The 12,404-nt window shown below is 67.5% G+C and carries 11 protein-coding genes and 1 tRNA gene; 3 read left to right on the top strand and 9 right to left on the bottom strand.

Features of this window, described 5'->3' with window-relative positions; all coding sequences use genetic code 11:
- Positions 1 to 35 precede the first annotated feature (35 nt).
- Together BFL28_RS01905 and BFL28_RS01900 are read left to right on the top strand one after the other, a co-directional pair.
- Positions 36 to 410: a glycine zipper 2TM domain-containing protein gene (locus BFL28_RS01905; RefSeq protein ID WP_069318946.1), complete on the top strand. Its 375-nt coding sequence runs from the start codon at positions 36 to 38 to the stop codon at positions 408 to 410.
- Between the two features lie 42 nt (positions 411 to 452).
- Positions 453 to 1,631, top strand: a complete 1,179-nt coding sequence (locus tag BFL28_RS01900) for a glycosyltransferase (RefSeq protein WP_069318945.1) — start codon at positions 453 to 455, stop codon at positions 1,629 to 1,631.
- Here BFL28_RS01900 and BFL28_RS01895 read toward each other — a convergent pair.
- The 5 genes from BFL28_RS01895 to yajC all read right to left on the bottom strand — a co-directional run bounded on the left by BFL28_RS01895 (position 1,592) and on the right by yajC (position 6,191).
- Positions 1,592 to 2,722, bottom strand: a complete 1,131-nt coding sequence (locus BFL28_RS01895; RefSeq protein WP_241527186.1) for a DUF3089 domain-containing protein — start codon at positions 2,720 to 2,722, stop codon at positions 1,592 to 1,594. The two genes, BFL28_RS01900 and BFL28_RS01895, sit on opposite strands and share 40 nt — an antisense overlap.
- Positions 2,723 to 2,861: 139 nt before the next feature.
- Complete coding sequence (locus BFL28_RS01890; protein WP_069318943.1) at positions 2,862 to 3,224, bottom strand: MTH938/NDUFAF3 family protein; 363 nt, start codon at positions 3,222 to 3,224, stop codon at positions 2,862 to 2,864.
- Positions 3,224 to 4,201, bottom strand: coding sequence for a protein translocase subunit SecF (gene secF / locus BFL28_RS01885; RefSeq protein WP_069318942.1), 978 nt, complete (start codon positions 4,199 to 4,201; stop codon positions 3,224 to 3,226). Before secF ends, BFL28_RS01890 begins: the two co-directional genes overlap by 1 nt.
- Positions 4,202 to 4,211: 10 nt before the next feature.
- The gene (gene secD, locus BFL28_RS01880) at positions 4,212 to 5,849 is read right to left on the bottom strand and encodes a protein translocase subunit SecD (RefSeq protein ID WP_069318941.1); all 1,638 of its coding nucleotides are present in this window, start codon (positions 5,847 to 5,849) and stop codon (positions 4,212 to 4,214) included.
- Positions 5,850 to 5,852: 3 nt separating this feature from the next.
- On the bottom strand, positions 5,853 to 6,191 hold the full coding sequence (yajC, locus tag BFL28_RS01875; protein ID WP_069318940.1) for a preprotein translocase subunit YajC: 339 nt from the start codon (positions 6,189 to 6,191) through the stop codon (positions 5,853 to 5,855).
- Between the two features lie 184 nt (positions 6,192 to 6,375).
- On the opposite strand from yajC, the gene BFL28_RS01870 reads away from it, so the two are divergent.
- Positions 6,376 to 6,452, top strand: a tRNA-Pro gene (locus BFL28_RS01870).
- A gap of 65 nt (positions 6,453 to 6,517) precedes the next feature.
- Here BFL28_RS01870 and BFL28_RS01865 read toward each other — a convergent pair.
- From BFL28_RS01865 to BFL28_RS01850, 4 genes are all read right to left on the bottom strand, one after another.
- Complete coding sequence (locus BFL28_RS01865; protein ID WP_079246869.1) at positions 6,518 to 9,703, bottom strand: helicase-related protein; 3,186 nt, start codon at positions 9,701 to 9,703, stop codon at positions 6,518 to 6,520.
- A gap of 58 nt (positions 9,704 to 9,761) precedes the next feature.
- A complete protein-coding gene (locus BFL28_RS01860) occupies positions 9,762 to 10,931 on the bottom strand; it encodes an acyltransferase family protein (protein ID WP_069318939.1) in 1,170 nt (389 codons plus the stop codon).
- Between the two features lie 62 nt (positions 10,932 to 10,993).
- Positions 10,994 to 11,605, bottom strand: a complete 612-nt coding sequence (locus BFL28_RS01855; RefSeq protein ID WP_069318938.1) for an alpha/beta hydrolase — start codon at positions 11,603 to 11,605, stop codon at positions 10,994 to 10,996.
- A gap of 104 nt (positions 11,606 to 11,709) precedes the next feature.
- Entirely contained in the window at positions 11,710 to 12,399 is a 690-nt protein-coding gene (locus BFL28_RS01850) for an arylesterase (protein WP_241527185.1), read from the bottom strand.
- Between the last annotated feature and the right edge of the window lie 5 nt (positions 12,400 to 12,404).

Below are 12,404 nucleotides of genomic sequence, written 5' to 3'. Positions count from 1 at the left end.
GAGCAGACGCCAGAAGTTCCGCCAGGAGAGATGCGATGAAGAAGCTGATGATTGCCGCGAGCACCGCGGCCATGGCGCTGACCGGCGCCTGCACGGACTATGGCTCGGGCGGCCGGCCGGGCTATGCCAGCGGCGACGATTACTGGGATGCGCCGCGTTACTATCGCGATGGCAGCTATGAGGAACGCCGCCTTGGCCGCGACGACCGCGTCTATGTCGGTCGCGACGGCCGCTATTATTGCCGCCGCGGCGACGGGTCGGCCGGGCTGATCGTCGGCGGATTGGCCGGCGGCGTGCTGGGCAACATCATCGCGCCGGGCGGATCGAAGACGCTGGGCACGATCCTGGGTGCAGCCGGTGGTGCCGCGGTAGGCGCTTCGGTCGACAAGGGCGAAGTCCGCTGCCGCTGACCTAAGCGCGTTTTAACCGAAAGGCGTGTAGCGCGTGGAGCAATGCTCCGCGTGCTCACCCTTTCCTCGCTATATCCTGATGCGTCACGGCCCAATTTCGGCGTGTTCGTCGAACGACAGACGCTTGGCCTTGCCACGCATTGGGACGTCGAACTGCAGGTCGTCGCTCCTGTCGGCCTGCCGCCCTGGCCGTTTCATGCGGCGGGCCATTACCGGGCGCTTGGCAAGCTGCCGCCGCACGAAGCGTGGAAGGGCGTGCCGACATGGCGTCCGCCCTTCACCGTCCTGCCCGGCACGGCCGGGCGCTTTCACGTGCCGCTGCTGGTACGCCGGCTGACGCCGCTCCTGAACCGCATCCGGGCCGATTTCCCGTTCGACGTTATCGATGCGAGCTTCTTCTTCCCCGACGGCGTGGCGGCGATCGCGCTCGGCCGCCGGTTCGGCGTTCCGGTGTCGATCAAGGCGCGCGGCGCGGATATCCACTTGTGGGGCAATGCCCCGGCAACGCGACACCAGGTCGCCGCCGGCGGGCGCGCGGCGGACGGGTTGCTGTGCGTATCGCAAGCGATGAAGGCCGACATGATCGCCCTCGGCATGCCACCCGAGCGCATCCGCGTGCATCACACCGGGGTCGATTTGACGCGCTTCGCACCCGGCGATCAAGCCGCCGCCAAGGCAGGCCTAGGCATCCAGGGCCCGCTCGTCGCATCGATCGGCGCGCTGATCCCGCGCAAGGGGCACGACATCGTGATCGATGCGGTGGCGCGGCTGCCCGGCGTATCGTTGAGGATCGCCGGTGAGGGGCCGGAGCGTCAGCGGCTGGCGGCGCAAATCGTCAGCCTGGGGGTGGCCGATCGCGTCAAGCTGCTGGGCAGCGTGGCGCATGACGAATTGCCGCCGTTGCTGGCCGCCGCCGACGTCATGGCGCTCGCTTCCGCATCCGAAGGGCTGGCCAACGCCTGGGTCGAGGCGCTGGCGAGCGGCGCACCCCTTGTCACTTCCGATGCAGGCGGCGCGCGCGAGGTCGTGACCGCGCCGCAGGCCGGGCGTGTGGTCGCGCGCGATCCTGCCGCCTTTGCCGCCGCCATCGCCGAACTGCTCGCCGCCCCGCCCCCACGCGCGGCGGTGCGGCGCATGGCCGCCGGGTTCACCTGGGAAGCGAACACGGCGGCCCTCTACGATCACTTGCGCGGCTTGGTCGCCGCCCACGCATCGGCCTGAGTTGCGGCGAGCTTCACCAGGTCGCCCATCGCCAGGTTCATGTCGACCAGGTGCAGGCCCCAATCGTCCAGCCGGCGCGATCCGTCCATCACGTCGCCCGGAATATCGTCGGTGCGCGGGTCGGCGGGATCGGCGTCGAGCGTGATCGAGAGATAGCTCGCCCCGTCACGCTCGACGCATTCGCCCGCGACCATGCCGGGCAGCTTGACGAACGGCGTGATGACCGGCGCGCTGCCCTTGCTCCACTGAACGGGCTGCGGCGTGCCGACGAGCGATCCGGTCGGCAGATAGGCGTCGAGCCGCGCCTTGCCGCCGCCTGGTGCCGCGGGGTTGACACAAGCGACGCGCATCCCCTGCCCGGCCCGCGCGAAGCGGCTCTGTGCCGGTGGCGGAACGGTCGCACGGAAACTGACATAGCTGACGACGCAGCCAGTGTCGTTCGCGGTGGTGCAAGTCGGGATCGACTTCAGCACGCCGGTGCGCTGACCGGCCGTCAGATCGACATTGGCGCCGATCGGCATGGCGGAGATCAGCTGTTTCATCGCCTGCGGCTTGCCGTCGAACTCGCGCGCAAGCAGCATGGTGAGCATCCGCGACCCCTGGCTGTGCCCAATCAGCACGACGCCGCGCCCGCCATTGTCGCGCGCCATATAGCTGTCGAACGCCGCCTTCACGTCGGCATAGGCAATCGAGAAATCTGCGGTCATCGGCTTGCCCATCATGACCTCACGCAGCGCCTTCAGCGTTACCTGCCGGTACATTGGCGCATAGACGCGGCAGACGCTGCGGAAACGGGCGGCCTGGATCTGCGCCACCCTGCGCTCGGCCTCGTCGATATTCAGGTCGCTATTGGGCGTGTCGTCGGTCGACACCGTAGGATAGACATAGAAGCAATCGAACTTCGGGTTTGCCGCCGGGACGAACCGCTCGATCGTGCGCGAGCCATCCGCCGCGATCACCGTCGCATCGAGCGGCGCGGTGCACGCGTCTTGCCGGCCGGGGCGGCACAGCCAGTTTGCTTCCTTGGAATAGTCGGTCACTACGGGCGCGGCGGCCTGCGCAGCGATGAGCGCAATGACGGTGTTCAGCATGATCCTCTCCCCTGTTGCACCTGTGGTGCGCGCGCCGATCATGCATCAGTCGCAACGGAATTGGAAGATCAGGTATGGAACCGACGCTTGATCACCCGATGCTCATTGCGAGCAGTGGGGCCGTGCGGCCAAACGCGCGTCAGTCCAAGGGATAAAGCGCGGCCACAATCCAGCGCAGTTCCGCGCGCAGCACGCCCCAGGCGCGTGCGGCGGCGCGGCTGTCCATCACCTCGATCCCGAACGGCAGCGCCGCTTCCAGTGCAGGTGACGGGCGGCGCAGCGTGGGCCCAGTGCCCAGCAGCAAAAACTCCGGCTGCGGATCGAGCGCCAGCAGCGGCGCGAAATCGGCTGGCGTCAGCGCTTCGAGTGCAGGCGGTGCCCAGCCATCCGCACGGTTGGGCGTCAGCAGCAGCCCTTCATAGACATTGTCATCGACGCGGAAGCCCCGGCCGCTGAAGCCGGATACGACCGGCCCCTCCACCCGGGACCGGTCCATGCGCATCAGGGCATGTCCTTGAAGCTGACCTGGCCGGTCTTCGCCGCTCCCTCGGCCGCCTTGTCCTCATTCGACTTGAAGCTGCCCGGTCCGACCTTGAACTGGATCAGGATGCCGTTGCCGACGAACATCGAAGACCATGTGCCGATGGCGATGCCGAGCAGCATGGCGAGCGAGAAGCCGAAGATCACGTCCGGGCCAAGGATCACAAGCGCGGCCAGCGCGATGACGAGGGTGAGCGACGTCATCACTGTGCGCGCCAGCGTCTCGTTGATCGAGAGGTTGAGCAGCGGGATGATCTCCATCTTGCGATATTTGCGCAGGTTCTCGCGCACGCGGTCGAAGATGACGATCTTGTCGTTCAGCGAATAGCCGATGATCGTCAGCAGCGCGGCAACCGTATTGAGGTTGAACTCGAGCTGAGTCGCGGCAAAGAAGCCGAGCGTGACGATCATGTCCTGCGCTAGCGCGAGCAGCGCGCCGACGCCGAACTGCCATTCAAAGCGGAACCAGATGTAGATGGCGATCGCGAGCATCGCCAGGCCGAGCGCCAGCGCGCCCTTCTCGAACAATTCGCCCGACACCTTGCCCGACACCGCCTCGACCGAATTGACGCGCGCACCGGGATAGTTCTTCGCGATCACCTCGCGCACCTGAGCGGTCGCGCGAGCGGTCGCGCCATCCTCGTCCCCCGGCACCGGCATGCGGATCGCGACATCCTTCGCCGATCCGAACTGCTGGATCGTCGACTCGCCATAGCCGAGCGCGTCCACACGCTCGCGGAGCGTGTCGAGCTGCACCGGCTGGGCAAAGGTGACGCGGACGTTCTGGCCACCGACGAAATCGATGCCGAAGTTGAGACCGCGCATCACGAGGAAGGCGATCGACACCACGACCATCAGGACCGTGATGGCGGTCGCCCAATGGCGAAACCCCATGAAGTCGATGTTCGTGTTATCGGGGACGAGCTTTAGCGGGCGCATGTCGTTTTCCTCAGATCACCAGCTCTTTGGGCCGGGTCTTGAGCCAATTGGCAACCATCAGACGCGTGAAGGTCACGGCCGTGAAGACCGAGGTCACGATGCCGATCGTCAGCACGACGGCGAAGCCGCGCACCGGGCCGGCACCGAACACGAACATGATGACGGCGGCGATGACGTTGGTGACGTTCGCGTCGAAAATTGCCCGGCTGGCTTCCTTGTAGCCGAATTCGATCGATGCGTTGTTGGTCCGCCCGCGTCGCAATTCCTCTCGGATACGCTCGTTGATCAGCACGTTGGCGTCGACCGCCGCACCGATCGTCAACACGAAGCCAGCGATACCGGGCAACGTCAGCGTGGCGTTGAACAACGCCATCACGCCGATGATCATCAGAACGTTCACGACCAGCGCGATGTTGGCGTATATGCCGAAACGGACATAAGCTAGGATCATCAGCACGACCACGGCCAGCGTGCCGACGATGCCGGCGATGATGCCGGCCTCGATCGAATCCGCGCCGAGTTCGGGACTGATCGTCGATTCCTCGACGACGTTGAGCTTCACCGGCATCTTGCCCGAACGAAGGGCAATGGCGAGCTGGTTGGCGCTTTCGACCGTGAATCCGCCCGAAATCTGTCCGCGACCGCCCAGGATCGGTTCGTTGATGTTGGGAGCCGAGATGATCGTGTTGTCGACGATGATCGCGAACGGCTTGCCGGTATTGGCCTGAGTAACCTGTGCGAAGCGGCGGCCGCCCTGGCTGTCGAACGTGAAGGCGACGACGACGTCCTGATTCTGCCCGAACTCCTGCCGGGCGTCGATCAGCTGGTCGCCGCTGACGATCGTCTGCCGCCGCACCGCGACCATGGGAACCTGGCCCTCCTGAGTCGGATAGGCGACGTAAGGGATGCCCGGCGGCGCGCTGGGCCACGGCAGCACCTCTGCGCCGATCGGCGCGGTGCCGCGCGCGAGGTCCGCGGGGTTCGCTTGCTGATCGACCAGCTTGAACTCGAGCCGCGCGGTCTGGCCGAGCAGCTGCTTCAAGGCTTCGGGATCCTGCAACCCCGGCACCTGGACGACGATGCGGTCGGTGCCCTGGCGCACGATCGTCGGCTCCAGCGTGCCGAGCGCGTTGATGCGGCGGTCCACCACTTCGCGCGCGTCGCCCATCGCCTGGTCGATCGCCTGCTGCTGGCCGGCGCTAGTCTGGCTGACGATGAAGCGAGTCGAGTCGCGGACCTCGATCGTCCATTCGCGCTGGCCGGTCATGCCGACGCCGCTGCCGGTCAGCTGGAGCAGCCGTTCGCGGGCGGCATCGACCTGGGCGGGATCGCGCACCATGAAGCTGATGCGGTCATTCTGCAGCGAGATATCGCCGATATCGATGCGCGGATCCTGGCGGCGGAACTCGGTCTCGATCTCGTCGCGCTTGGCGGCAAGGCGCACCTTGCGGAAATCGGCCGTGTCGGCTTCGAGCAGAATGTAGCTGCCGCCGGCAAGATCGAGACCCAAATTGACCGTCGGCTGCGGCACCCAGGACGGCCAGTGCTGGCGCACGCTGCCAGGCATCAGGCTGGGAATGGCGCACAGGATGCCCAGGGCGATCGTCAGCCAGACCGCCCATACCTTCCACTTCGGAAAGTCCAGCATGGTTTAGTCGTTCGCCGGCTTGCCGCCGAGCGGCTGGACTTCCACGATGGTCGCCTTGACGACCTTGACCTTCACCGTCGGGGCGATCTCGACCTGCGCATAGGTTTCGTCGACCGAAACCACCTTGCCGACCAGACCGCCAGCGGTGACGACCGTGTCGTTCTTCTTGATCCCCGCGATCGAGGCCTGAAGCGTCTTCATCCGCTTTTGCTGCGGACGGATCATCAGGAAGTAGAAAGCGACGAAGATCAGGACGAGCGGCAGGATGCCCATGATGCCGCCCATCGCGCTCTGTTGTCCCGCGGCGCCCGCAGTTTGTGCATATGCTGGTGAGATGATCATGGTTCCCCGCGGCCCTGTGACATGGCCAGAAATGGTGGGGGCGCGCGGCCCCAGGTTCAAGCGGCGCGCGCTACCATGGGCGTTGCTGGCGCGCAACTGTGGCGGATGCGAAACGCCTGACCGGGCGCTTGCCCCTTCCCTCTTGCATCATGGGCTGCGCGGGCCTAGAGGCCGCTCCCTCGGTCGGGGCGTAGCGCAGCCTGGTAGCGCATCACACTGGGGGTGTGGGGGTCGCAGGTTCGAATCCTGTCGCCCCGACCAAGATTTCTCGAACCTTCAAGCATCATGGCGGGTCGCGCGGGCGCGCCAACAGGCGCCGCCGCCGGTCACTCGTCCAGTTCGTCGAGCAGCGCGGACACGCGCGCCAGCCGCGCCGGTGCATCGTCGATCCGCTCCGCCAGGATGAGGCGGTCGCCCTTTTTCTCAAGTCCCGCGAACGTCGTTGCAAATCCCCTGCCTGGGGTCAGTGCAATCGCCGCCGGGCCCGCATCGATGCGCCGGATATCGAGCGCGCGGGCCGCGATGCGGATGCGGGCGGTCGCGAGCAGCGTCGCCGCTTCGTCCGGGACTGCCCCGAAGCGATCCTCCAGTTCCGCCTCGAACGAATCAAGCGCACCCGGCTCGGTGATCCGCGCCAGCCGCGCATAAAGGCTGACGCGAAGCTCGGGATCGGGAATCCAGCTTTCGGGCAGGCCGCCGGTGATGCCGAGGTGAAGCTCGGGCTGCCAGCGCTCGACCGCTTCGCCGCGCGCCGTGCGCAACGCGGACTCGAGCAGATGCTGGTACAGATCGATGCCGATCAGCTTCATATGCCCCGCCTGCGTCTCGCCCAGCAGGTCGCCGGCGCCGCGCATGTCCAGATCCTGCGCGCTGATCGCGAAGCCCGCACCGAGCCGGTCGAAGGCTTCGAGCGTGCGCAGACGCTTCAGCGTGCGCGGCGCGATTTCCCTGTCCGGTTCGGTCAGCAGCAGGACCTGCCCGCGCCTGCTGCCTCGCCCGACCCGGCCGCGCAACTGGTGAAGCTGGCTAAGGCCGAACCGGTCGGCGCGCCAGATCACCATGGTATTCGCGCGGGGCACGTCGAGGCCCGCTTCGATGATGTTGGTGGCGAGCAGCACGTCGCCGTCGCCAGTGCCGAAGCGCACCATCGTCTCGTCGATCTCGGCCGCCGGCAGCTTGCCATGCGCTTGCAGGCAGTCGAGTTCGGGGACGAGCCTGGCGAGCAGCGTGGTGAGCGTTGCCATGTCCTCGATCCGCGGCACGACGACGAAGCTCTGGCCGCCGCGACTCGCCTCACGCAGCAACGCGGCGCGCACCACCTGTTCGTCGAATGCGCCAACCGAGGTGCGGATCGGTTGGCGGCGCGCGGGCGGCGTCGCGATGACCGACAACTGCTGGATGCCGACCAGTGCAGACTGCAGCGTGCGCGGGATCGGCGTGGCGCTGAGCGTGAGGACATGCCCGGCGCCCAGTTCGCGCAGCCGTGCCTTGTCCGCCGCGCCGAACCGCTGCTCCTCGTCGATGATGGTGAGCGCGAGGTTCTTGTACGTCACGCCCTTTCCGGCGACCGCGCCAGTGCCGACCACGATCCGGACCGAACCATCGGCAAGGCCGGCCTTCACGCGCTTCTTCTCGGCCGGCGTGGACAGGCGCGACAGGCCCTCGACCGTGATGCCGGCATCCTCGAAACGCGCCCTGAACGTCTCAAGATGCTGGCGCGCCAGCACGGTGGTGGGTGCCGTGATGGCGACCTGGAAACCGGCCAGTGCAGCAAGCGCCGCAGCACGCAGCGCCACCTCGGTCTTGCCGAAGCCGACATCGCCGACGACCAGCCGGTCCATCGGCTTGCCCGATGCAAGGTCGCTGCGCACGGCCTCGATCGCGCGCGCCTGATCGCGGGTCTCAGCAAACGGGAAGCCGGCGACGAAGCGTTCATAGGCACCAGGATCGGGTGCAAGGACCGGGGCCGACAGATCGGCGCGCGCCTGCGCCAGCGCGGTCATGCCGCGCGCGGTTTCGGCAATGGCGGCATCCACCGACTGGCGCCGCTTCTGCCAGCTCGATCCGTCGAGCTTGTCGAGCGTCACCGCATCGCCGTCGCCCCCATAGCGCCAGATGCGATCGGCCTCCGCCACCGGCACGAGCCGACTGCTCTCGCCGGCATAGCGCAAGACGATCGCGTCGCCCGGCACGTCCCCGCCCTCCCCCGGCATCGCTTCGAGACCGGCGACGATGCCGATGCCGTGATCCTCGTGCACCACGACATCGCCGATGCGGATGTCGCCAAATCCGAACAGGGCAAGATCGACAGGCCCCGCATCGTCCTGATGCTGCTGCGCGCGGCTGCCGAGCAAGTCGGCGGCGGCAACGGCAAACACGTCCTGGGTGGTAAAGCCGCGCTCGACCGGTGCCTCCAGCGTGAGGATGCTCCCGGGCGGAGCCGAGCGGATCGCGGCCCAGCCCACCGCTTCGGTTGGGTCCTGCTTCAGCGCCGTCGCAATACGCCCGCGCAGGAATCGCAGATCGCGCGCGCTGCCCAACAGGGCAACTCGCCGGCCGTCGTCTGTCGCTGCTCGCGCCGCCTTTACGAAGGCCCGTAACGGCGCCTTCGCTTCGACGAAGCGCGGTGGCGGATCGCCTGCCTGAGCAAGCTGAACCAGTGCCCGGTTCGCCATTGCCCCCTTCCATTCCGCATCCTTGACGACACGGCGATTGGCGCGATCCGGCCGCCGCTTTTCGGCGTCGGCGGCAAGCAGCAGGAAGCGGGCTCGCCGATCTTCGGCGGCGGGTTCGATCGCCAGCGCCGCGCCCGGCAGATGATCGATCAGGGCGACCGCCTCGCCCTGGGACACCGGCTCGGCAACCCGGCCGAGTTCGCGGGCGGCCAGTTCCTCGATCGTCAGCTGAGTCGCCGGATCGTAGCTGCGGATCGACACCGCCGTTCCGTCCGCCACCTCGATCCGGCACGGCATTTGCGCGTCGGCGGGGTAGACGTCCAGCACCTGGCCGCGGAGCGCCGCCTCGCCGGGTTCGTCCACCCGTTCGTCGCTCACATACCCAGTTGCATCCAGCTGTTCGAACAGTTCGCTAAGGCCGAGCGGCGCGCCGACCTTCACTTGCGGCGGAGCGGCCTCGTAGGCGGTCGGGGACGCATAGGCGTGAGCGAGCGCTTCGCCCGTCGTCACGAGTGCGACACGCGGGCGCGCGTCGTCGGCCTGCAGCAGGCGCAACCGGCGCAGCGCCGCCACGCGCCGGCCGACATTGGCGGGCGACGCCGGCGCGGCATCGCCGGGTAGCGCGTCGCTGCCCGGGCAGAACAGGATCTCTGAGCCCGGCGCCATCGCTGCCAGCGCGCCTGCCACCGCCATGCCGCGCTGCTCATCGGCGGCGGCATAGACGACGTCCTCGCGATCCAGCCACTCGCTCAGGATTGCGGCGGTTTCGCCGATGCCAAGTGATAAGGTCTGTTTCAATGGGGCCAGCGCTAGGGAAACGGACTTGGTCTTTGCCATGGGCGCTCGCACATTCGGGAGGGTGCACGGGAACGAGCGTGAGCGGCGGGTGTTCCGGTCAGCCTTGCGCCACGCCGCGTAACCGCCGCCGGCCGACCCGGCAGAGCCAGTCGCGCAGTGCCGGCGTTCGCCCCTCGGTCTGCGCCGCGAACACCCAGGCAAAGCTGATCGACAGCAGCAGCGCCAGCGCCACCAGCGCCATGCCATAGACGTCGGGAACAAGCCGCTCGCTGCCCAGCAGGAGCGCGCAGGCAAAGGCCATCACCGGAAAGTGCGTGGCGTAGAAGGAGAAGCTCGCGCGTGCGCCATAGCTGGCCATTGGCCGCAAGCCTGCAACCGCGGGCGGATCAAGCAGGATCAGGCCCAGCAGAAAGGCCGAGAAGACCAGCGCCAGCGCCGGGTCCTGCCACGTATTCTCGACGAAGCGCTCATCCGCCAGAGTGGCCAGCAGCGCGATGGCGGCAGTGACGGTGAACGCGAGGACCAGCCGACGCCGCGGCGGCGGGCGGCGGGCGAGCCAGTCGACGACGCCATACAGCGCCGCGCCGCACAGCCAGCTCAGAAACGCGAGCGCAAGCTTTGGCACGAACCAGCCGAGCGTCAGCGCGACAAGGGCGAGCGACAGGCGCCGATGCCGCAGCGCCAGCCACAGCGCGGGAAACCAGATGTAGAACCAGAACTCGTACGACAGGCTCCACAGCGGCCCATTGGTGCCGAACGTCGGAACGATCACTTGAAGAAACGCCATGTTGGCCAGCAGCACCTCCCATGACAGGTGCCTGGCGATATCGATCCGGAGCACATAGGTGTCGGTAAGGCCGAGATGCGTTGGCGAATGCAGCAGACGAACCGCAATCGTGTCGAGCAGGCCGCCCACCGCCAGCGCGCCGAGCAGAACCGGCATCAGGCGCGTGAGCCGGTCGACCAGGTAGGACCGCCATGACCAGCCGCGCACCGCCCGCCGCACGACACTGCGCGAGATCCAGAAGCCGCTGAGCACGAAGAACAGGATAACCGCCTGATGCCCGAAGCCGGCAAAGTAATAGCCGGCCTCCGCCAGCCAGCCCGCCGGCGGGCGATAGTCGCGGATGATCAGCGCCCAGGCGTGACCGAAGGCGACCAGCAGCGCGAACATCGTGCGCATCGCGTCCATGTGGAAATAAGCGCCGGTCGGCTCCGCACGCACGGTTGCCGCATCGGCATCAGGATCGGGTCGCGGGATCGTCATCACGGGCTCTGCCGCTGCGCTAGGCGCAGAGCGTGAAGAAAGCGGAAAGGTTCGCGGTGTGTTCAGTCGCCGCGAAGTGCGCGGGCACGCCGAATGTCATTGGCGATGACCGCGCGCGAGATGCGGCGCACCAGTCGCTGTGCGCTGCCCCAGGCGCGCACCTCTGCCCCGCCACGCTGGCGACCCCCGGCAAGTTGTCGCCCGCCCCACGCCTCGACCTGCGCACCCAGCGCAGGGTCGCGGTCGAAGTCGGCATCCTCTCCGGTCAGCACCAGCGCCGGGAACGGCAGGGCGACCGCGGGGGAAGCGAACAGCTGCCGCTTTTCATCATCTTGCGGCGGCGCCACCGGATCGAGCAGCAGCGCGCCGGCGACCTTCGACACATAATGCGACGGCGAGAGCCGCGCCCACCACGACGCCGCGAAACAGCCAACCCCCTCCGCGACGAACAGCACCGTGCGATCGGCCTGCATCACCGCGTCGTCCAGTTGAGTCGCCCACACGCTCTGGCGGCGTGGACGGTTCATTTCGAGCGCGATATGCGAGTCACCGGCATGCGGCCAATGCAGGCGCGATTCCCACACCGGCGGCCGCGCGCCGGCTTCGGCAATGGTGATGACGGAGAACAGGTCGGGCGAGAAGCCGCGCGGGTTCGTGGCAAGCGTCAGCGACATCGGCGTGGCTCCTTCGTGGCGCGCAACAATATCTCATCTGCCGTGACGTGGACGCAACAATTTCTATGGCCGACCCTGCCCTTTCGGCGCGTTGGCGCAACGGTTCACCGGCTGGGCGCGAATTCCCGAGCGACAAGCGGGCCGACCCTCGTGGCGATCTTCGCCACGCCTTGCGCGTTGGGATGAATCCCATCGGCGAGCAGCAGCGTACGGTCGGTGATCACGCCATCGAGGAAAAAGGGATAGAGCGGCAGGTCGTATTTCCTGGCAAGATCAGGGTAGATCGAATTGAATTGCCGCGCATAATCCGCGCCCATGTTCGGCGCGGCGACCATGCCCGTCAGCATCGCGGGGATCTCCCGCTGCTTGAGCTCGGCCAGGATCGCGTCGAGGTTGCGGCGCGTGTCGGCCGGGTCCAGCCCCCGCAGCATGTCGTTGGCGCCAAGGCCCACGATGACGAGGTCCGGCTTGCGCGCCTGTCCGTCCAGTGTGAAGGCGAGCCGTTGCAGCCCGGCAGCGCTGGTGTCGCCCGAAACGCCGGCGTTGAACACATTGGCCTTGACCCCCTGCCCCGCCAGCACGCGCTGCAGCGCCGGCGCGAAGCCCTGGTCCTGCGGCAGGTTATAGCCTGCGAACAGGCTGTCCCCGAACACGACGACCGCCCTGGTGTCCGCCGCGGGCGTGGCCGCTGTAGCGGTCGGACTGGCGGTCGCGGGCGCATCGGGCGCAGCGGGCGAGCAGGCGGCGAGGTGGACAAGCGCCAGCGCCGCTCCATATTGCACGGACTTCTTCAAGGGAT

Origin of the sequence: Sphingomonas turrisvirgatae (assembly GCF_001721295.1) — a bacterium.
GTDB classification, from domain to species: Bacteria; Pseudomonadota; Alphaproteobacteria; order Sphingomonadales; family Sphingomonadaceae; genus Sphingomonas; species Sphingomonas turrisvirgatae.
Note: the sequence above shows the minus strand (reverse complement) of the source record. Positions and strands in the feature narration are given on the sequence as shown.

Excerpts from the sequence above, each read along its gene's own strand:
- BFL28_RS01905 (WP_069318946.1), top strand. The coding sequence starts at position 36 with ATGAAGAAGCTGATGATTGCCGCGAGCACCGCGGCCATGGCGCTGACC.
- BFL28_RS01900 (WP_069318945.1), top strand. The coding sequence starts at position 453 with ATGCTCCGCGTGCTCACCCTTTCCTCGCTATATCCTGATGCGTCACGG.
- BFL28_RS01895 (WP_241527186.1), bottom strand. The coding sequence starts at position 2,722 with ATGCTGAACACCGTCATTGCGCTCATCGCTGCGCAGGCCGCCGCGCCC.
- BFL28_RS01890 (WP_069318943.1), bottom strand. The coding sequence starts at position 3,224 with ATGCGCATGGACCGGTCCCGGGTGGAGGGGCCGGTCGTATCCGGCTTC.
- secF (WP_069318942.1), bottom strand. The coding sequence starts at position 4,201 with ATGCGCCCGCTAAAGCTCGTCCCCGATAACACGAACATCGACTTCATG.
- secD (WP_069318941.1), bottom strand. The coding sequence starts at position 5,849 with ATGCTGGACTTTCCGAAGTGGAAGGTATGGGCGGTCTGGCTGACGATC.
- yajC (WP_069318940.1), bottom strand. The coding sequence starts at position 6,191 with ATGATCATCTCACCAGCATATGCACAAACTGCGGGCGCCGCGGGACAA.
- BFL28_RS01865 (WP_079246869.1), bottom strand. The coding sequence starts at position 9,703 with ATGGCAAAGACCAAGTCCGTTTCCCTAGCGCTGGCCCCATTGAAACAG.
- BFL28_RS01860 (WP_069318939.1), bottom strand. The coding sequence starts at position 10,931 with ATGACGATCCCGCGACCCGATCCTGATGCCGATGCGGCAACCGTGCGT.
- BFL28_RS01855 (WP_069318938.1), bottom strand. The coding sequence starts at position 11,605 with ATGTCGCTGACGCTTGCCACGAACCCGCGCGGCTTCTCGCCCGACCTG.